The 19,475-nt window shown below is 40.7% G+C and carries 19 protein-coding genes; 4 read left to right on the top strand and 15 right to left on the bottom strand.

Annotated features, from left to right (window positions below; all coding sequences use genetic code 11):
* Window positions 1-12: 12 nt before the first annotated feature.
* The 5 genes from IGJ28_RS12745 to IGJ28_RS12725 all read right to left on the bottom strand — a co-directional run bounded on the left by IGJ28_RS12745 (window position 13) and on the right by IGJ28_RS12725 (window position 5,421).
* Window positions 13-1,359, bottom strand: coding sequence for a PTS sugar transporter subunit IIC (locus tag IGJ28_RS12745; protein ID WP_252711640.1), 1,347 nt, complete (start codon window positions 1,357-1,359; stop codon window positions 13-15).
* Window positions 1,360-1,409: 50 nt separating this feature from the next.
* A complete protein-coding gene (locus tag IGJ28_RS12740; protein WP_081131880.1) occupies window positions 1,410-2,357 on the bottom strand; it encodes a N(4)-(beta-N-acetylglucosaminyl)-L-asparaginase in 948 nt (315 codons plus the stop codon).
* A gap of 158 nt (window positions 2,358-2,515) precedes the next feature.
* Window positions 2,516-3,817, bottom strand: coding sequence for a Sapep family Mn(2+)-dependent dipeptidase (locus IGJ28_RS12735; RefSeq protein WP_081131879.1), 1,302 nt, complete (start codon window positions 3,815-3,817; stop codon window positions 2,516-2,518).
* 12 nt (window positions 3,818-3,829) lie between these two features.
* Complete coding sequence (locus IGJ28_RS12730; protein WP_003128274.1) at window positions 3,830-4,558, bottom strand: GntR family transcriptional regulator, LSA1692 subfamily; 729 nt, start codon at window positions 4,556-4,558, stop codon at window positions 3,830-3,832.
* 20 nt (window positions 4,559-4,578) lie between these two features.
* Window positions 4,579-5,421 carry a YitT family protein gene (locus tag IGJ28_RS12725; RefSeq protein ID WP_081131878.1) on the bottom strand — a complete coding sequence of 281 codons (843 nt, stop codon included), beginning with the start codon at window positions 5,419-5,421 and terminating at the stop codon, window positions 4,579-4,581.
* Between the two features lie 231 nt (window positions 5,422-5,652).
* Here IGJ28_RS12725 and IGJ28_RS12720 point away from each other — a divergent pair, with 231 nt between their 5' ends.
* Window positions 5,653-6,084, top strand: coding sequence for an Hsp20/alpha crystallin family protein (locus IGJ28_RS12720; RefSeq protein WP_003128269.1), 432 nt, complete (start codon window positions 5,653-5,655; stop codon window positions 6,082-6,084).
* Window positions 6,085-6,451: 367 nt separating this feature from the next.
* On the opposite strand, the gene yajC is transcribed toward IGJ28_RS12720, so the two are convergent.
* Window positions 6,452-6,790, bottom strand: a complete 339-nt coding sequence (gene yajC / locus IGJ28_RS12715) for a preprotein translocase subunit YajC (protein ID WP_005470213.1) — start codon at window positions 6,788-6,790, stop codon at window positions 6,452-6,454.
* Between the two features lie 82 nt (window positions 6,791-6,872).
* Entirely contained in the window at window positions 6,873-8,018 is a 1,146-nt protein-coding gene (tgt, locus tag IGJ28_RS12710; RefSeq protein WP_060813158.1) for a tRNA guanosine(34) transglycosylase Tgt, read from the bottom strand.
* Window positions 8,019-8,212: 194 nt separating this feature from the next.
* Here tgt and IGJ28_RS12705 point away from each other — a divergent pair, with 194 nt between their 5' ends.
* The gene (locus IGJ28_RS12705; RefSeq protein ID WP_003128265.1) at window positions 8,213-8,920 is read left to right on the top strand and encodes a DUF975 family protein; all 708 of its coding nucleotides are present in this window, start codon (window positions 8,213-8,215) and stop codon (window positions 8,918-8,920) included.
* Between the two features lie 82 nt (window positions 8,921-9,002).
* Here the strand turns inward: IGJ28_RS12705 and IGJ28_RS12700 are convergent, their stop codons facing one another.
* Together IGJ28_RS12700 and IGJ28_RS12695 are read right to left on the bottom strand one after the other, a co-directional pair.
* A complete protein-coding gene (locus IGJ28_RS12700; RefSeq protein WP_438845549.1) occupies window positions 9,003-10,178 on the bottom strand; it encodes an NAD(P)-dependent malic enzyme in 1,176 nt (391 codons plus the stop codon).
* A gap of 38 nt (window positions 10,179-10,216) precedes the next feature.
* Complete coding sequence (locus IGJ28_RS12695) at window positions 10,217-11,485, bottom strand: 2-hydroxycarboxylate transporter family protein (RefSeq protein ID WP_225585976.1); 1,269 nt, start codon at window positions 11,483-11,485, stop codon at window positions 10,217-10,219.
* Window positions 11,486-11,741: 256 nt separating this feature from the next.
* On the opposite strand from IGJ28_RS12695, the gene IGJ28_RS12690 reads away from it, so the two are divergent.
* The gene (locus IGJ28_RS12690; protein WP_081131876.1) at window positions 11,742-13,280 is read left to right on the top strand and encodes a Spo0B domain-containing protein; all 1,539 of its coding nucleotides are present in this window, start codon (window positions 11,742-11,744) and stop codon (window positions 13,278-13,280) included.
* Complete coding sequence (locus IGJ28_RS12685) at window positions 13,277-13,954, top strand: response regulator (protein ID WP_081131875.1); 678 nt, start codon at window positions 13,277-13,279, stop codon at window positions 13,952-13,954. Before IGJ28_RS12690 ends, IGJ28_RS12685 begins: the two co-directional genes overlap by 4 nt.
* 529 nt (window positions 13,955-14,483) lie before the next feature.
* Here IGJ28_RS12685 and queA read toward each other — a convergent pair.
* From queA to IGJ28_RS12655, 6 genes are all read right to left on the bottom strand, one after another.
* Window positions 14,484-15,515 carry a tRNA preQ1(34) S-adenosylmethionine ribosyltransferase-isomerase QueA gene (gene queA, locus IGJ28_RS12680; RefSeq protein WP_081131874.1) on the bottom strand — a complete coding sequence of 344 codons (1,032 nt, stop codon included), beginning with the start codon at window positions 15,513-15,515 and terminating at the stop codon, window positions 14,484-14,486.
* 152 nt (window positions 15,516-15,667) lie between these two features.
* Window positions 15,668-15,958, bottom strand: coding sequence for a hypothetical protein (locus IGJ28_RS12675; RefSeq protein WP_252711641.1), 291 nt, complete (start codon window positions 15,956-15,958; stop codon window positions 15,668-15,670).
* A 176-nt stretch (window positions 15,959-16,134) separates the two neighbouring features.
* A complete protein-coding gene (locus IGJ28_RS12670; protein WP_103301074.1) occupies window positions 16,135-16,740 on the bottom strand; it encodes a hypothetical protein in 606 nt (201 codons plus the stop codon).
* Between the two features lie 2 nt (window positions 16,741-16,742).
* Window positions 16,743-18,125, bottom strand: coding sequence for a HAMP domain-containing sensor histidine kinase (locus tag IGJ28_RS12665; RefSeq protein ID WP_081131872.1), 1,383 nt, complete (start codon window positions 18,123-18,125; stop codon window positions 16,743-16,745).
* Between the two features lies 1 nt (window position 18,126).
* Window positions 18,127-18,780 (bottom strand): response regulator transcription factor, encoded by a 654-nt coding sequence (locus tag IGJ28_RS12660; protein WP_103301072.1) that lies wholly within the window; start codon window positions 18,778-18,780, stop codon window positions 18,127-18,129.
* On the bottom strand, window positions 18,740-19,465 hold the full coding sequence (locus IGJ28_RS12655; RefSeq protein ID WP_117474742.1) for a DUF1361 domain-containing protein: 726 nt from the start codon (window positions 19,463-19,465) through the stop codon (window positions 18,740-18,742). Before IGJ28_RS12655 ends, IGJ28_RS12660 begins: the two co-directional genes overlap by 41 nt.
* Between the last annotated feature and the right edge of the window lie 10 nt (window positions 19,466-19,475).

The following is a 19,475-nucleotide window of genomic DNA, read 5'->3' as shown; positions in this document are numbered from 1 at the left end:
GTGATCCCCCTTCTATAACAAGTGATCGATGGAAATATCATCAAACGACAATTCCAGTTCTTCACTTTTGGCTTGTTCTGCTTCCCGTTCATCCTTCAGGTATTGCTTGTCTAATGCCATAATGAATGGATAGTAGATCAAACAACCAATGGCTAATAGAATCAATTGCCAGACAGAGGCAACCAGACTTCCTGTACTCAAATACCCTGAGAAGCCGATCGGGGTCGTCCATGGCAATGAAACGCCGGTTGTATAAGGAATGATTCCTAGGTTGGTTACCAATGTTGATAAAAGCAGATTAACCATTGGAACAGCGATAAAAGGAATAATAATGATTGGATTCAATACGACTGGCAAACCAAAGATGATTGGCTCATTGATCCCGAAAATTCCAGGAACGAGCGAAAGTTTCCCTAGTTCTTTGATCCGTTTTGATTTACAGAAGAGGACCATGATGATTACAAGGGAAAGTGTAGAACCACCGCCGCCAAAGTTGGTAAAGAAGTTCGAAAATGGATCCGTGAAGATGTTTGGGAAATCTTTACCAGCTTGAAAGGCATCTAGGTTTTCCATGGTTAGAATTCTTAAGATCGGCGCAAATACAGAATTGGCTACCGCCGGACCATTAATCCCAAAGAACCAAAAAATCGTACAGGCTAAACTATAGACAATCTGTGCGGTTAATGTATTACCGGCTCCTTTTAATGGCATTTGCAAGACATTAAAGATAAAATCATGGACGGTACCAAAAGAGGTCATACCAAATAATATATTGATGACAAAAAATAAGAGCATGACTAGTGCACTTGGAATCAGCGCAGCAAAGGATTTCGTTACAGCAGGTGGAACCCCATCAGGCATCTTGATGGTCCAGCCTCGTTTTGTTGTATAAGCATAAATTTCTACAGAAATAAGTGCGACGAGCAAACCGACAAAAATACCATTTGTTCCTAAGTGATCAAAAGAAAGCCCGCTAATTGGATCTGCCACTCCTTCAACGATCAGCTTATTTGGTGTTAAAATCAAAAACGCAATCACGGCTACCGCTGCCGCTTGGATGGGATCGGTTTTCTTTTCCCGTCCATAAGCATACGCCGTTCCTAGACATGAAAAGAAGCCAACTGTATTAAAGACAGAACCAGAAACCCGAGTGACCCACGACTCCCAACCTGTACCAAACATTCCTGCCCAAAACTCTGACCACCCTGGTATTGGAAAATTTGCGAACAGTAAGAAAATCGATCCTACAATCACTAATGGTGTCGTGATCAAAAAGCCATCACGCACTGCGATCAAAATTTTGTTCTGCCCTAACTTTACCGCAAGCGGCATCAACACATTTTCTAATTTATCGAACATTCCACTCTTCCTTTCGAGATCTTGCTCTTTGCAATCCTCTTTTTTTGAAATCATACCGGTGCTTTGATGCGTGCTTCATATGCATCAAGCCACTCTTGCGTGATCGGTGTGATCACCGTGGTTTGATCTGGACCAGGATTGGCCATATAAATAGCCGCTTCTTGGTCAGATGTCGCAACGCTAAATGTAAATTCTACATTTGTTGCCACCCCCCATGCCCCATTTTTATCCAATGCTATCAACGAGAAGGCACCTGCTTTGCCATAACGTTTGCGTAATCGTTCTTCAAACCCATAAACAGCCCGGTCACAAGCGGCTTGTGGTGAAAGGCCTTCTCCCATCAAGCGGACGATTTCATAAGAAAGACAGCCTTTCATCAAATCTTCACCCAAACCTGTAGCGGCAGCTCCGCCAATCGTACTGTCTACATAAAATCCTGAGCCGGATAATGGTGAATCTCCCACTCGACCCTGTTTTTTCATGAACAAACCAGAGCTAGAGGTTCCGACTGCCATTTGCTGTTGCGTATCGAGAGCAACAACGCCAACCGTGTCATGGCCATCGTAAGGATCGAGGTTGGAAGCAGCGATTTCTGCTAATCGTTTTTCCCAGATTTTTTTTGCCCGATCGGTCAACATATTCTTACGTTCAAATCCAGCCAACATCGCGTATTCGGTGGCTCCTTGCCCTACTCGAAAGCTATTGAATTTCTCATCACTCAATTGGCGTGCAACTGAGATGGGATTGGCAACATCGGTAATCCCTGCAACGGCACCAATCTTAAATGTTTCACCATCCATAAAAGCGGCATCCATTTCGACGATTCCGCGTTCATTTGGCAGTCCGCCATAACCAACTGATTTATAAAATGGATAATCTTCCACTGCTTTGATGGCAGTTTCTACTGCATCTTTGCATGACGCTTGTCCTTCTAAAAGTTCTTTGGCTGCCAGTACACCATCGTGTGCCATTCGCCAAGTTGCAATCATTCCCCACATATCTTTCCCTCCATCATTTGTAGCGCTTACAAGTATATTCTATATGGTATATACTAGTATGTCTATACTAAAAAACGAGTTTCTTTCAACTCTCATTGATTTATAAGAAACTCGTTTCGGATTAATTTTTTATTGTTGAGGATTCATCCAGGGCATTCTTATTCTGTTAATGCTTTGATGCTGCGCATGTAGATCTCTAAATTCATCCGTAAGTCAGCACTGTCCATGTACTCATTCTTATTGTGTGCAATCCCTTTTTGACCAGGAAAAGACGGACCAAATGCCAAGATATTCGGCATTTTGCGTGCATAGGTTGCCCCTGTTGTGGTTACTGGTTTAGGGTCATTGCCTGTGACTGTGTGATAAATCGTCGACAGTTTAGCTATTTCGGTTGATTCTTTGTCTCGGCAAAACCCGGGAATACTGCGAATGACTTCCAATTCGACACCGATAGGCAGTTGCCTTTTCAAACGGGACAACACGTCTGTTTCTGTAACAGTCACTGGGTAGCGAAAGGCAACTTCCATCACTAATCCTGTGAGAGACTTTTGTATCACGACAGGCGTCAAAATCAATTTACCAGAATCTTCATCAGCCAGCGCCAAGTCAATCCCTTCTCCAAAATGCTGCTGATGAAAGCTTTGACAGATCCAACGAAAATAAGATTGTATGGTTGGAGGAATAGTTTGTTTCTCAGCCAGTTGGGCTGCCAGGATCGTAATTGCATTTTCTCCCAATTCAGGAGCATTGCTTGGAGAACGTTTCCCTGTGACTTCAAACTTCTGACCGGCAATGCTTACACTCAAGTCGTCAGGAACATGGTCTCGGAATTGATCCCCCTGAAACGAAGTGAGTTGCTGTAGTTCATCGTCTGGCAGCGGAAAATGGAGTGCTACATTGACGACCCCTCGTTCGCCATAGACTACCGGATACTTACAATCTGGCGTAAATCCGAACACAGGTGGTTGTTCTGCGGCCAAATAATGAGGAACATCCGACATACCACTTTCTTCATCCGTACCGAAAATGATCCGCAGATTTTTTTTCGGTTGGTGTCCTAATTCTTTCAATAATTTCATCCCATAAAGGCAACTAATGATTGGTCCTTTGTTGTCTAGAATTCCCCGACCATAAAGGCGGCCGTCTTTTTCGCTTAAATCAAACGGCGGAAAATCCCAGTCTGAACCCGCAGGCACCACATCGAGATGTCCCAGGATACCGATGTAGTCTGACCCTTCTGGTCCCCACTGTGCATAGCCGATCGCATCATCGATCACCTTTGTTTCAAATCCAAAAGCGGCACTTTTTTCCATTACCAAAGACAAAACTCGCCGAGTTTCCGTACCATAGGGCGCCTGTGGCATAGGTTCAGATTTGACACTAGGAACTTGCATGACTTGTTTGAGTAAGTTTAGAAAATCCAGCCAGTTTTCCTCAATGGCTGTGCTGATTTGATCCATTTTTACCACCCCTTATTTTTGACGTACCAATGTATTTTTAAAGGTATATTTATCTGCACGATAAAAAGATGTATCGAACAAGATCGGTTTCGCAGAAGGGGAATAAGTCATCGAATGGACGAGAAGCATTGGTTCCTCTTCGGATACATGCAATAGCTTGGCAATGTCTGGCGGACTTTTGACCGCTTCCACTTCTTGATGGGAATAACCAATCTCAATGTTGGCTTCGATCACTTCATATAAAGAAGACTCTAACTGATCTTTGGTGATTTCGCCGGACTCTTTTTCTAAATAACGCTTCAATACATAGAGGTTCTCCACCGTCATCGGTTCATCATCAAAATAACGCAAGCGAGTCAGATACACCATTGGTTCTTTCCCATAGTTGCCGAACATCTGTCGGATCTTAGTCGGTAATTCTTTCACTGTCTCTACTTGTAAGACTTCGGTTCGGGTCTTTTTCCCTTGGGCTTTGGCCGTTTCGGTGAAGCTTTGCAATCCGCCAGATCCACTCTGGATCTTTGGCTGCTTCATCACATACGTTCCTTTGCCTTTTTCTTTGACTAGGATATTTTGGGTGATCAGAAGATCGATGGCTTTGCGGACAGTTAGCCGACTGCATTGAAATTCTTCCGCTAAATCATAATCAGAAGGCAGCTTCTGACTCGTTACATAAGTGCCATCATTGACACGTTGGGCGATTTTATCTGCTACTTCCTGAAAAACGGCTTGTTTTTTCACTTGATTCCCTACTTTCTACTCTACCATTCATAAAATGGACGATTCGCACTCACACCAGAAGCCACACTAACAAAGGCCTGGTTGTCGACGGATTGAATCATCCCTTCAACTGTCTTTAATTCTTTTTGGGAGATGACTAAAAGCAACAATTTCTTCTGTTGATGATCAAAGCCCCCCTCAACATCATTGATCACTGTGATCCCTCGCTGAAGTGCACATTGTAATGTTGCAATGACACCTTCTGCTTTTTCGGTTACTACTAGTAATTGCACACGCCTTTGCTTGAGATTCACGTAGTCTACCATTCGACCACTGATAAAGAAAGAGATTGCACTATAAAAAGCGTACGGCCAGCCAAAAATCATTCCAGCAACGAGTTGGAGACTGACATTGAAAAAGATAAAGAAACTGCCAATACTTTTGCCGGTCATTCTCTTCACTAAGATCCCTAAAATATCTAATCCTCCTGTGGAAAAATCATCGTTTAAAGTCAGACCAACGGAAAACCCATGGAGCACCCCGCCAAAAACAGCGCAGATGACTGGATCTGTAGTCAATGTGACAACTGGGACCACCTTCATCATAACAGATGAGAGGAAGACAGTACAAACCGTCATAAGCGCGAAATCACGATTGATTTTGCACCATGCAATCGCTAACAATGGCGCGTTAAAAAATAAGACCAACACAGGGATTGACCACTCGATACCAAAGTATACTTCCAAGAGCTGCGACAATAATTGTGAAAGTCCAGTAATTCCACTGGCAAATATATTTCCTGGCAGCCAGAACATATTCAATGCGATGGATGATAACAGTGCATAAATGAGTGCAACAGCTAATCGTTTTATTCTTTTTGGCATAAGCATCTCCTTCCGCTTCGATTATAGTATATATCATTAAGTATATACTGTCATCAAAAAACTTATTTTCTTTAAAGAAACCGCCTTTGCTGATCCATAGTCTTTCGCAGGATCGAGGGGTAAAATTTATCCTGACATGCGGGCTAGAAAAAGAGAGTAAAATACTTGAAAACTGACTAATTTTGACTAAAATAATAATTGGAAAGAAAATTAAAGAAAGGATTGATTATTATGTCACATGAGATTGAACCTCGTCGCTCAGATGCCTATAGTATGACACCTTTTAATTTCTTCGAAGATTTTGGTCGCAGTTTTTTTGATGGTTTTAAAGCGAACATGATCAAAACAGATATTCACGAAAATGATTCGGAATATCTCGTTGAAGCAGAGCTGCCTGGTATTCCTAAAGAAAATATTCAAGTCACTTATGAGAATGGTATTTTGACGATTGCTGGTCAACATCAATCGGATACTACAACTGAAGATAAAAAAGGAAAACTAGTACGCAGCGAGCGTAGTTTAACAAGTGTTCGTCGCCAATATTTGCTAGAAAATGTCAAAGAAGACGACATCAAAGCTTCTTATTCTGAAGGTATTCTTAAATTGACTTTGCCAAAAGATGATCACGGCAAAGAACCTAAGAAAACCATTCCGATCGAGTAGCAGCATCACTTTTACCAAACAAACAGCCCCCTTAACAGAAATGCTTGTTAAGGGGGCTATTAATGTAGAAAAAGACCTGTTCTCCATGTTTTGCTTGCTGATTTTTTTGCTCTCGCTAAAGAACAAGCGAAAATCTGGACAAACGCCACTCTATAAAAAAGAGGCTGGGACAGAGGTGCTAAACTCCTAGAAATAAGAAGGAATACGCGGAAATTGCTTCTCAAATTTTGGGGTATTTCGACTTGTTTCCGAAGGAGTTGCTTCTGCTCCCACCATCTAGACGTGTTTAGAGCGTGGGACAAAAGTTTTTTTTACTTTTATCCCACGCTCTAGTCCTAGCTGTCTTTGTCAGACGGATCGAAAAAATTTATTCTTTTGTATCGTCTGCTTTTGTTTCATCAACAACATCAGCTGGTTCGATTTCAGTTGCAACAGATGCACCAGTACCAGGTGTCACGGTACGAATCGCTGCCCGATCGAACTCTAAGAAAATACCTTCACAGTCGATGACAACTGTACTCTTGTCTGTATTTACTTCAGAAAGAACGCCATGAAGTCCGCCAATTGTTACTACGCGATCTCCAGCCTTCATATTTTCCAATAAGTTTTTTCGTTCTTGCTGTTGTTTCTTTTGTGAACGGCTCATGAAGAACCACATTGCCACCAAAGCAACAAGCATAAAGAGCATTGGTAAAGATTGTGCCATTTTTTTCACCTCGATTTTTTTACTTTTCTATAGATACTTTATCAGAATCTGACGTGTATTCCTACCGTTTTACCAGAATAAATTAGAAATTTTTGGCATTTTCTTTATTGAAGCCATATTCTTCGAAGAAATGTTGCCGGAATTCCAGCAAGTTGTCATCCATGATCGCTTGACGGACTTGTTTCATCAAATTCAACAAGAAATAAACATTGTGATAAGAAGTTAATCGGATCCCGAATGTTTCGTCACATTTGATCAAATGACGAATATACGCCCGTGAATAATTCTTACAAGTATAACAATCACAGTTTTCATCAATTGGTCGGAAATCTCGGGCAAATTGGGCATTCTTCACGACTAAACGACCTTTAGACGTCATACATGTTCCGTTACGGGCGATTCGAGTCGGCAATACGCAGTCAAACATATCGACCCCGCGAATAACGCCGTCGATCAGAGAATCTGCGGCTCCTACCCCCATCAGATAGCGAGGTTTGTGGTCAGGGATCCATGGTGTGGTAAATTCCAAGACGCGATTCATTTCAGCTTTTGGCTCGCCTACTGACAAACCGCCAATCGAATAACCAGGAAAGTCCATGCTGATCAAATCTTGCGCACTTTGTTTCCGTAAATCTTCAAAACCGGCCCCTTGAATGATCCCGAACAGGCCTTGAGAATCTGGATTGGCATGAGCTTTCAATCCGCGTTCTGCCCAGCGAGAAGTCCGCTCTACTGATTTTTTGACATAATCATAGCTTTCATCGAATGGCGGACATTCATCAAAACTCATCATGATATCCGAACCTAGTTTGTTTTGGATATCGATAGCTTTTTCTGGTGAAAGGAACATTTTTGAACCGTTTAGATGGTTCTTGAAATGGACACCTTCTTCAACAATATTTCGCATATCTGCTAGTGAGAAGACTTGGAAGCCACCAGAATCGGTTAGAATCGGCTGATCCCAATTCATAAACTTATGCAGCCCACCTGCTTCGGCCACTAGATCTTCTCCTGGTCGCAGCCATAAGTGATATGTATTACTTAAAATGACACCAGCGCCCATGGCTTTCAGTTCTTCCGGTGCAAGGGTCTTAACAGTAGCTAAAGTTCCTACAGGCATAAACATTGGCGTTGGAAAAGTGCCATGCGGTGTGATCAATTCACCTAAACGGGCACCTGTATGTTTCTCTTTCTTGATCAGACGATAACGAATGGCAGGTTGCGACATTCATTTCCCTACTTTCTTTATAGACTCGATTAACTGTGCAACGCTATTAATGATAAGGGTTGCGTTAGGAATTTGCAAGAAGGTTTCAGCTTCTCTTCCTCTTTTTCAAAAAAACTTTCCTTTCTTTGCTTTATTTTTTGTACAATCCATGCTCATTTGCTATCATGTTAAACAGATAGAAAGGAGGTTTTTTTATGAAAACTAGAGGACAACTAAAAAGTGAAGCCAAATCCGTTCTGAATGGACGCTGGAAAGATAGCGTATTGATGTGCTTGGTCCCTACGTTGATCTCTATTGCTTTTGCTGTTGTGATCGTAGTGATTGTTGTATTGCCTTTGATGGCATTAAGTCAAAATGGTGCCTTTGATAGTCAATCCATCAATGAAGCGTCGAACTCAACTGGCGGTAGTGGCGGTGGCTTGATCAGCGGATTATTCTCAGCGTTGTTTGGTGCCGGGATTTCTTGGACATTCCTTGATTTGTTACGCGGCAATAAACAAGAGATTCGTCCATTTTCTGATGTCTTTCGTGGATTTAGCGGTGTATTCGCACTTGGTATCATTGTCATCTATATTTTATCAACGATTTTCGTTAGTTTATGGGCATTATTATTTGTGATTCCAGGAATCATCAAATCCTATTCCTACTCACAAGCATACTTCATCTACTATGATACCTATGAGCAAACAGGTACACGGCCAGATTTTCTTGCTTGCATCACGGCTAGCCGCCGATTGATGAAAGGGTATAAAGGAAAACTGTTCTTACTTGATTTGAGTTTTATTGGCTGGCACATTCTAGCCATTATCACAGCTGGTATCGGGTATCTTTGGTTGACACCTTATATCAGTGCTACCAAAGCAGCCTTTTATGAAAACTTGCCAAAACAGACATTAGCTTAAAAAAAGGACCTTACTTTGACATATCAAAGTAAGGTCCTTTTTGATTGAATGAAAAATTGTTCTCAACGCAATGTTTCTTCCGTTAATTGACACGTTTTGCTTCCACAGCATCTTTGACTGAATTTGCAACGATTTTGGCTACTCCTTCTTGGAAAGCATCCGGAATAATGTTTGTTGGTGACAGCTCCTCGTCTGGAATCAAGCTAGCAATTCCTTTTGCTGCGGCAATCTGCATCTCAACCGTGATTTTGCGGGCTTGAGCATCTAAAGCTCCACGGAAAATACCAGGAAAAGCCAACACATTGTTGATTTGATTAGGAAAATCACTGCGTCCAGTACCAACGATATAGGCACCTCCTGCTAAGGCTTCGTCTGGGAAGATTTCCGGTACTGGATTAGCCATAGCAAAAATCACAGGCTTATCTCCCATCTCAGCGATCCATTCCTTCTTCAGTGCTCCTGGAGCAGAAACACCAATGAAGATATCAGCACCTTTCAATGCTGTCTGCAAATCACCAGAAAGATGGTCACGGTTTGTCACTTTAGCAATCTCTGCGTGATGAGGTGGTAACTGATCATTTTCTTCATTCAAGATCCCCACCTTGTCTACGACAATGACATTTTTTGCACCAGCTGCCAAAAACTTACGAGTAATAGAAAGCCCAGCAGAACCACCGCCATTGACAACGATTTTGGCTTCTGCTAGTGATTTGCCAATCAATTTCAGGCTGTTGAAAGCAGCCGCTAAGACAACTATTGCCGTCCCATGCTGGTCATCGTGGAAAATCGGGATCGCACACTCTTCGATCAGCCGCTGTTCGATTTCGAAGCAACGCGCCGCACTGATATCTTCTAAGTTGATTCCACCAAAGGTCGGTGCAATTGCTTTGACGATCGCAATGATCTCTTCTGTCTCTTGAGTATCTAAAACGATAGGAATAGCATCTACATCTGCAAATCGCTTGAACAAAGCGGCTTTCCCTTCCATGACCGGCATTGCTGCTTCTGCTCCAATATTACCAAGACCTAACACAGCAGAACCATCGCTTACAACAGCGACTGTGTTTTTCTTTGTTGTCAATGAATAGGCCAGCTGTTTATCTTCTGCGATCGCGGAAGATACGGCAGCGACACCCGGAGTGTAGGCAATGCTTAAGTCTCTTCGATTTTCAATCGCCACTTTTGATACTACTTCCAATTTACCGCCATGTTCTTTGGCTTGTCGCAAAGCGATTTCTTTTACATCTTCTGATATGATTCGTTCCTCCAATAGTTGATCGTTTTTTCTATTTTTTATTAAAAAATCATTCGCAAGATTGCGGTCATGGCAATCACTGTGATGGCGCCGCCTAAACGGGTAGCTACTTGGGCAAAAGGCATCAAGTTCATACGGTCAGCGGTACTTAAGATCGCTACGTCTCCTGTGCCTCCCATACCGCTTTGACAAGCAGAAATAATCGCGGCTTCGATGGGATACATGTTCATGAAACGTGATACGACGAACCCGGTGGCAATTACCGTGAACACTACACTGATGACGACTAAGAAATAAGAGACACTCAGTGTTCCCACGACGTCTTTCAATGGAATATACAACAATCCTAAACCAGCCATCAATGGGAAAGTAAAGTTGCCGGAAATAAATTTATACAATTGTTTGGAGCCATGTTGTGTTTCTGCCGGCACCACATTCAAGTATTTCAAAAAAGCGGCTAAGACAATCATCAATACAGGACCAGGAAACCCAGTCAAATGCTGCAGTAAACTACCAGCAATGAACAGTGTACAAGCGGTCAGCACACCAGCGCCCATTTTCTTGATATCAAAAGCGCCGGAATCATCTTTTAACGCATCTGCCATGTCATCATCATTTTTCATTTTGACCAATTGTCCACCCCCAGAAAGATCTGGTCGTTTTTCTCCCCAGCGAGAGAGCAATGCGGTACACATGATCGCGAAGAAGTTACCAATGATCGTTGCTGGAATCAGTTGTGCGACCAGCTGTTCACTCCCCATACCAGTAATGGCACTGTAGCCTAGTGATAAAGGCAAGATTCCTTCACCGATCCCGCCAGCTAACACTGGAGTAACGATGAAAAACAACGTATGTTGCCATTCTAAACCTAATAATACACCAACTAGCGTACCAACACCCATGGCGCAGATCATCCCGATCATCATGGGAATAATCATCCGCATCAAACCTTGGACTAAGATTTTGCGATTCATCCCTAAAATGCTGCCGCAAACTAAACAAGCAATATAAAAATATAAGAAGTTGGCTTGCTTCATCAAAATATCGGCAGACTCAAGAATATTCGGATTGACTAAGTTGAAGAAAACCAAAATAGATGGAACCAATAAGGATAAAATTGCCGGACCACCGAAATTCTTGATAAAAGGAATAGTGGCACCAATCGTTCCTAATAACCACCCTAAAGTCAAAATGACCGCAAAACCACCTAGCATATTTACGGGTAATTGTTGTAACAGACCCGTGACTACGATGACTGTTGATAAAACAATGTATACTGGCAGCGGAACTGATCCAATTTTGATTTTCATCCACCGATCAATTAGCTTCTCTTCTTTTGCTTTAGATTCAACCTGTTCTCTCGCCACATGGGGTTCGATATGCTTTTCCATTTTGCTTTCCTCCTAAATTGATCTACTAGTTCTACGAGTACCTCGTTACACACAGATTAAAGCAAGCGTTTTCTTTTTCGTAGTTTATTTAATTATTTTAAGTATTTAAATTAATTAAAGCTTCTTTAGGGATTCCGCCGCTATGTTATAATTTACGAATAAAGGGGGAAATGTAGTGAAAAAAGGGTTACGGTTATGGGGGGTATTGACTTTAGTCTTTACAATCGTCTTACTCATTGTCACTTCCATTCTTTATGGTTTAGTCCTTATTCAAAATTCCACATTTATTCGCTCCAACGAAGAATACCTGCTCTTGTCCGTCGGTAAACAGCTGGCGATCGATCCACAAGTGACTACCGCTTTGGAAGAAGGACGTTCCAACGATCAATTGGAAGCTTACACAAATGAAGTGACACAAATACACGGGTTGGATTTCGTGGTAGTTATGGATATGCAAGCCATTCGTTTGACTCATCCAGATGAGACCCAAATCGGCAAACACTTCGAAGGCGGTGATGAAGTCACTGCATTGGAAGGAAAAGAACATGTTTCTGTCAGTGAAGGAACATTGGGTCGCTCGTTGCGGGGATTCGTTCCCGTCTATTCCCTCACTGAATCGCAAAAACAAATCGGTGTAGTAGCTTTAGGGATCCGTATGCAGTCCTTGAGTGCTTTAGTAAAGAGTTCTCGGGAAGGGTATCTACTTGCCTTAGCATTAAGTATCACAATCGCCGCCTTTGCAGCAACTGGACTTGCCTATTATTTGAAACGGCAACTTCATAATTTAGAACCAAAAGAAATCTCACGTCTCTTTGAAGAACGCAATGCCATGTTGGAAGAAACTAAAGATGCGGTCATTGTATTGGATTTGAACCAACAAATCAATTTGGCAAATATCGCCGCCAACGAGCTTTACCAAAAGAACAGTGGACACAATGACTCCTTGGTCGGCAAACATTTGCAGGATTTGATCTTGCAGACCGATGCTGTAGACTTGGAGCGAAATGTTGAACAGCTCTATCGGCAAAATGGACAGGATTTTCTTTTTTCCTCTGCACCGATCAATGTGGATCAGAAACGGATCGGTTGGATCGTGTTTTTACGCAATGCGACAGAATCGTTATTCGTCATGGATCAGTTAGCCAATACTACTGCTTACGCCAGTGCGCTGCAGTCTCAGTCCCATGAGTTTATGAATAAACTGCATGTGATCTATGGGCTCGCTGATTTAAAAGCCTATGATGAATTGAAAATTTATCTGGATGATATTTTGACTCCAGAAAAAGAGTTCTCTCATCGCTTGTCTTTTTTAGTTCAGAATCCGCAAGTTGCTGGATTTTTGATTGGCGAACGTCAAAAGTTCTTTGAGCGTAAAATCCACTTGATGATCGAGATTTCACCAGAAATTCCCGCCAATTCGCAAGAAGTTGAAACAAAATCGTTGATCGATCTTTACCGGTATATTCATCATGTTTTGTTGCAACTAATCACCATAGAAGATTTGCGGATCGAGATCCATCATGAAACAGGCCTGCTGACAACGACCTATACCATTCAGCTGACCACAACGGATCAGCAGCAATTGCAGGATAGTTTTCACAGCAACTATTTCCAACAAATGTTAAAAGATTACCAGGCAGAGTTTTTGATAGAAGAACAACCTAACTTTGTCGTTCTCCAATTACAAACGCATTATCATGGGGTGATAAAATGAAACCATTACATGGATTAATTGTCGAAGATGACCCAATGGTGGAATTTATCCATCGGAATTATTTAGAAAAAATCGGCAGATTTCAAGAAATCTATTCGGCAGATGCTGTGACAGATGCTGAATACTTACTACAAAACAAACAAGTTGATTTAGTGCTGCTAGATGTCCATTTGAAAAATGGCAACGGCTTAGACTTGCTCAAAGAGATCCGGAACTCTCAGCAAGCCATCGAAGTGATCTTGATCACAGCAGCCAATGAGACACAAACTATTCAGCATGGACTACATTTAGGTGTTCTGGACTATCTCGTCAAGCCATTTACCTATGAACGTTTCCGGCAAAGCATCGAACTATTTCTAAAACGGCAAGAAGCTTTGGAACAAGACAGTCTTGCCCAAGAAACCATTGATCAAATAATGGTTGCAAAGAAGAGTCCCGAGCCATCCCTTACAGAACTGGATAAAGGACTCTCTCCTGATACCATGGATCGCATCAAAGCGGCTATCCAAACATTTCCAGACACTTTTACGATCCCAGATTTGGTAGAGGTCAGCGGATTTTCTCATGTCTCAGTCCGTAAATACATGCTTTACTTAGAAAAAAATAACTATGTTACCAGTCAGATTATCTATACCAAAATCGGACGCCCTTATAAAGTTTACCAACGATCCTAACAATTAGTGGACTCTCTCTAGGAACGTCAACGAGTGATTGCTGATTTGCTGATTATTGAATAAACGATTTTTTGGTAAGTCAACTTTTTAGATTTTAAATTGTGAATTGATCGTTGTACTTTGTATACCCTGCCTATTTGCAAACGCTTCCTAAATATGCTATAGTATAGGTGTAAGGAAGGTAGCAACTCTGTTGGTGGTCTTGTAAATATCGCAAACTCAATCTACTAAAAGTTGTTGAACGTACAAGTTTCACCTAGTATCAAGCGTGTAAAGTAACAGAAAAGCGTAACACAAAATCGAGAATCTTTTCGAAAAAAGGATACGTCTATTACGTTGTATCAGAACACACGAAACATGTGTAAGTTTGTAAAAGAAAACAAATTTTGAGAAACAATTGCTTTGCATGAACCAACCATCAGCGACCACCACTTATACCTTCCCTTAGTTATAAGCTGGACGACAAAAAAGCAGTTCAAAAAGTTGAGAAGTATCCCAACTTAACGAGCCGCTCTTGTCGTTCAGTTTTTTATTTTAAGAACATGGCATCGCCAAAACTAAAGAAGCGATAACGTTCATCGATGGCATGTTGATAAGCTTCTAATGTTAGATCGCGTCCGGCAAAGGCACTGACCAACATTACCAATGTCGATTTCGGTAAATGGAAATTCGTTGAGAAGGCTTGGACAACTTTGAACTGATAGCCGGGGGTAATGAAAATACTCGTCCAGCCGCTGTCGGCTTTGATCTCGCCATCAAATTTGGTACCAATCGTCTCTAATGTACGGATCGAAGTCGTTCCGACCGCAACGATTTTCCCACCATTTGCCCGCACATCGTTTAATTGAGCCGCCGCTTCTTCCGTCAATCGATAAAATTCACTGTGCATTTCGTGATCCGCAATATTATCGACGCTAACTGGGCGGAAAGTTCCTAGACCCACGTGTAAGGTCAAATAAACTAATTTGACCCCTTTATCAGCGATTTTCTTCAATAATTCTGGCGTAAAGTGCAAACCGGCCGTTGGTGCCGCTGCAGATCCATTCTCTTTAGCATAAACGGTTTGGTAACGATCTGGATCTTCCAATCGTTCCTTGATGTATGGCGGCAATGGCATTTCACCCAAAGATTCTAAAATCTCTAAGAAAATCCCATCATAGCTGAATCGAATAATTCGGCCACCATGTTCGAGTTCTTTTTCAACGACTGCTTCTAAGCGACCGTCGCCAAAGGTGATCTTCGTACCGACTTTTGCTCGCTTGGCAGGTTTGATTAATGTTTCCCAACTGTCCCCTTCGATATTGTTTAACAATAAAATCTCTAGATGAGCGCCGGTCTCGATTTTCTCGCCATAGATACGAGCGGGCAAAACGCGAGTATCATTCATCACAAGGGCATCGCCAGGAGCTAATTCATCAATAATGTCATAAAAATGTTTGTCTTCCATTGCACCGCTTTCTCGGTCCACGACCAATAGGCGGGAACTGGAGCGATCGCTAAGCGGCGTTTGAGCGATCAATTCTTCCGGTAACTCAAAGTCAAAATCTTCTGTTGTAAGCATGTCGTCACTCTCTTTCTTTCATATGCCCGTCTATTCTATCATGTTTAGAGATTACTCGCCAATTAGGAAACTAGGGCATAGCTTTAAATAAAAAGAGCGCTAGAGAGGGAGACTAGAACCTTTTCACGGTGCTCCTAATCTATTAGAGAATTTTAACCGATAATACGGAATCTTCTGCCTTTTTTATCTGCTTTATCGTTTTGTGAATAAAACAAAATTTTTTCACGTGGGATTTTTTCTTGCTGAGCACATTTTTTCAATGTGTCATAAACATAACTGCTGTTGTTTTTATAAAAAACCATGACTTTTTTCGAGTTAATTTCTTTGCGATAGTCTTCATATTTCTTTCTTAATCGTTCAACTTCTGTAACAATCTCTGAATCTTTGTTCCAATCGGGAATTGCAGTAAGCAAGCAAATTCGTTTCCAGTATTCTTTTTCCATTATTCAAACTAACCACGAAAGACATTTAGGTTGAACTGCTAACCTATGCTTTACGAATCACTTCGTCTCTATCGATTCACTTCTATCGAAAATTCATAAAGCCATCCTTTCATTCCTTTCTTAATCGCTCCAAGGAGAACTATATTCAAAAAATGCTACTTGTTCCATTACTTGTCCTATTCAACACTGGGATAATTAAGAATAATACGATAATTATCAATAACCGCTTTGATGTTTTGGCCGTCAGCAAAAGATACTTCAAATAGTGGACTATCTTTTTTTATTGAGGAAATTTCAATGTTTAGATACTTAAAATATGCCGCTAAAATTTTCTCAGGATCTATCTCTTGAAATGATTGCTCTGGGTAATATTTAAATTGGACGATTTTATTAGTCGATTCTTCAATCAGGGCTTCCCCATAACCTTCGATCGAAGAATAATTGATTTGCCAATAAACAGTTTCCGAATCAATCTTTAGATTCTGGGATAACGTAACCAAGTATTCTGAAGAGATTCCCATTTCTTTTAGCAGCTTCTCTATTTCCACCGCATATGTATTGACATACTGGCTTCCTTCTCCCGTATTATTATATTGCGTTACTTTCCCGGCGTTCGTGAGCACTTCTTCTAATGTACTTTTATTTGAAGGCAGCTCCAAGGATTCTTCAAATACGACTGGCTTTGACAATGAATCTGTAAACAGCATATTTGGTAAAAATAGTAGAAATACGTTGAAACCGACCCATAGGAGGATCAGACTTATCTTTATTCTTTTCCTCATCTTCAGTCCTCATCTAAAGGAAAGTCGATCGTAATAGACGTTCCTTCACCTTTCTCACTAGTGATTGTCACTTGCCCTTCATGAAGTGAGATAATATTCTTCACTAATGAAAGCCCTAAGCCTAAATGCCCGGAATTTCTAGTGACATCCCCCGTAAAAAATTCATCAGTGACTTGATCAATAATCTCTTCGGGAATTCCCTGACCAGTATCTTTTAGTATAAAATAATATCGTCCTTCATTACTGTAGCCAGTGATGCACATCTCTTTCCTATCCTTCATCGCATCTAATGCGTTAGAAAATATATTTGCAATGACTAATTTAAATAGGTTAAAGTCCATTCGTATGGTGGCCTTTTGAAGAGTCATCTGCAAAAGGATCCGCTCATCTAATCCAGAGACAAATTGAGTAATATAAGAGTCAATCTGGTCTGTCGATATTGCTTCGAGATTCATTTCATTTTTCTTCGAGTACAATAAACGCAAAACATCTTCTGATAGGCTTTTCAAGCGGAAACTTTCTTCTAAAATATAATCGACAAATTCCGAAGAAGGTTCCTTTAGATCCTCCCACTGCAACATTTGCGCATAGCCGATGATCGACGTTAGCGGGGTAGAAATTTCATGGGATAAACTTGAGACAAATAATTCTTGCTTTTCTTTTTCCTGACTGATTTGTTCTATGTCTTGATTTAATTTATTGGCCATGTCATTTAGGCTGTTGGCAAGCTTTTCAACTTCATCTCCACGTTTTTCAACAACGAAAGGCTTTGTTGTTTGCCCTTTTGCAATCTCTGTTGCGCGATCAATCAATTTTTGAATCGGTTTAGTGATGAGGGTTGATAAAAACCACGACATTGGAATCAAAACGATCTGCAGAAGAAATAAAATCATTCGAAAATAATGACTTGCTTTCTTCAGAATACTTTGATAAGTGATTAGATTCTGCTTAGACACCAAATAATAGTCTGTCGTTCCAATTGTCGAGCTTGTAAATAAAAACTTCTCTTGTTTGATTGTGATGATTGGGCTAATGTTGATTGTGTTCTTCTTAATTGAATCGTAATCAACAACCTCTGTTATGCTTGGAAAGTCAGTTGTACTGGCATACACACTCTTTCCTTCTTTATCCAAAATTTCAAAATCATTCTTTACCGTGCTCTTGACTATATCACTTAGATTCCGTAACTGCTCTTTCGTAGGTTCTTGATCTTCAATTTTGGCTGCAAATAGTATCGCAGCACTTTTTTGGGTAGCTAGTGCTTGATCATATTCCTGATTGATTGCATGTTGAGCGATGATCCGCAAACTGATGGTGCTGATCCCTAAATACAAAAGTAAAAAAAAGAATAGCAGCCAATAGAATGCTTTTGTCGCATATTTCATCTTATTCCTCCAATAAGTACCCTACACCATAAATCGTTCGCAGCTCGTTTTCCAAATGCAGTTTCTTTCTGATCCGCTGAATGTGTAAATCAAGAGTTCTGCTATCTGGCTCACTTGGCGATTCCCAAATTCGTTGATAAATCGTTTCTCGCTCTAAAATAATCCCGCGATTTTGAACGAGATAAATGAACAATTGATATTCTTTAGGCGTCAATGCAATCAACTCATTGTTAAAAAATACACTTCTCTTCTCGTCTTCAATGCGGATGTTGTGCCAATTTATCTCAGAAACAGAACTCTTTTTCCTTCTGCGAAGTACTGTTTCAACTCGAGCAAATAATTCTTCTAGTTCAAAAGGTTTCGTAATGTAATCTTCTGCACCTAACTTTAATCCTCGCACTTTATCATGCAAGGTATTCTTGGCAGTTAAAAAGATAACTGGGATATCATATTCGACAAAATAGTCTATTAATTCATCCCCACTTATTTCTGGTAACATGATGTCTAAAAGAATCAGATCCACCTCATGATTTTCAATGTAATCTGCGGCACTTTTGCCATCAAAAATCGGGATCGTTCGATAGCCTTTTTTTGCGAGGCTTTTTACTAGCAGGTTATTTATGGCTTGATTGTCTTCTACTATGAGTACATCCATTTGATTTCACACTTTCTTCCCAATTTTTGTAAAGAAGCTGTTTTATAAGCTGATAGCCGATCATGATACCGCACAAAAAAAGATAGAGCAAAAGTAAAAGTACGATCGATCGATTGTCAATATCTTCAAAATCAGCGAAAATTTTTTGAAGCGCTTGATTGTGACGCACAAAAATATCTGTACTATTAAGACGGGTAAATCGCCCAATATAAATCCCAATAGAATCCATAAATAAAAGACACGCAATCAAAAGCGCTGGGTAGACACCAATGGTTAATTTCTCTACTAATATTCTTGCAATCTTGTCAATGCTCCAGCAGCCCAAAATTGTTGAAGGCATCACTGCCAACAAAATCAGAAAAAGTTTGATCCAATTCATTAAATCCTTACTTATCAACAATGTTACTTCATCATAAGGTGTCAATAAAGAAAGATGAAAGAGATCTGTCATGAGATAAAAATTATTTGGTAAAAAAACAAGCCAGAGACACACAACTACCACTATAATGTACTTTTTTTTACAATACATTGCAAGAAAGGTTAATTCTATTGGAATATATGCCAAAATAGTATTAGTAAAGAAAAGAAAATAGACACTTGATTGATAAAATGAAAGATATAAGATTCCCAGTAAAATCAAATAATATAACCGAATCCCATTCATTGTTTTATTTAGTAAATACATGGTTCCTCCT

This window comes from Enterococcus sp. AZ091 (genome assembly GCF_051714805.1).
GTDB lineage: Bacteria > Bacillota > Bacilli > Lactobacillales > Enterococcaceae > Enterococcus_D > Enterococcus_D gallinarum.
Note: the sequence above shows the minus strand (reverse complement) of the source record. Positions and strands in the feature narration are given on the sequence as shown.

Excerpts from the sequence above, each read along its gene's own strand:
- IGJ28_RS12745 (WP_252711640.1), bottom strand. The coding sequence starts at position 1,359 with ATGTTCGATAAATTAGAAAATGTGTTGATGCCGCTTGCGGTAAAGTTA.
- IGJ28_RS12740 (WP_081131880.1), bottom strand. The coding sequence starts at position 2,357 with ATGTGGGGAATGATTGCAACTTGGCGAATGGCACACGATGGTGTACTG.
- IGJ28_RS12735 (WP_081131879.1), bottom strand. The coding sequence starts at position 3,817 with ATGGATCAAATCAGCACAGCCATTGAGGAAAACTGGCTGGATTTTCTA.
- IGJ28_RS12725 (WP_081131878.1), bottom strand. The coding sequence starts at position 5,421 with ATGCCAAAAAGAATAAAACGATTAGCTGTTGCACTCATTTATGCACTG.
- IGJ28_RS12720 (WP_003128269.1), top strand. The coding sequence starts at position 5,653 with ATGTCACATGAGATTGAACCTCGTCGCTCAGATGCCTATAGTATGACA.
- yajC (WP_005470213.1), bottom strand. The coding sequence starts at position 6,790 with ATGGCACAATCTTTACCAATGCTCTTTATGCTTGTTGCTTTGGTGGCA.
- tgt (WP_060813158.1), bottom strand. The coding sequence starts at position 8,018 with ATGTCGCAACCTGCCATTCGTTATCGTCTGATCAAGAAAGAGAAACAT.
- IGJ28_RS12705 (WP_003128265.1), top strand. The coding sequence starts at position 8,213 with ATGAAAACTAGAGGACAACTAAAAAGTGAAGCCAAATCCGTTCTGAAT.
- IGJ28_RS12695 (WP_225585976.1), bottom strand. The coding sequence starts at position 11,485 with ATGAAAATCAAAATTGGATCAGTTCCGCTGCCAGTATACATTGTTTTA.
- IGJ28_RS12685 (WP_081131875.1), top strand. The coding sequence starts at position 13,277 with ATGAAACCATTACATGGATTAATTGTCGAAGATGACCCAATGGTGGAA.
- queA (WP_081131874.1), bottom strand. The coding sequence starts at position 15,515 with ATGCTTACAACAGAAGATTTTGACTTTGAGTTACCGGAAGAATTGATC.
- IGJ28_RS12675 (WP_252711641.1), bottom strand. The coding sequence starts at position 15,958 with ATGGAAAAAGAATACTGGAAACGAATTTGCTTGCTTACTGCAATTCCC.
- IGJ28_RS12670 (WP_103301074.1), bottom strand. The coding sequence starts at position 16,740 with ATGAGGAAAAGAATAAAGATAAGTCTGATCCTCCTATGGGTCGGTTTC.
- IGJ28_RS12665 (WP_081131872.1), bottom strand. The coding sequence starts at position 18,125 with ATGAAATATGCGACAAAAGCATTCTATTGGCTGCTATTCTTTTTTTTA.
- IGJ28_RS12660 (WP_103301072.1), bottom strand. The coding sequence starts at position 18,780 with ATGGATGTACTCATAGTAGAAGACAATCAAGCCATAAATAACCTGCTA.
- IGJ28_RS12655 (WP_117474742.1), bottom strand. The coding sequence starts at position 19,465 with ATGTATTTACTAAATAAAACAATGAATGGGATTCGGTTATATTATTTG.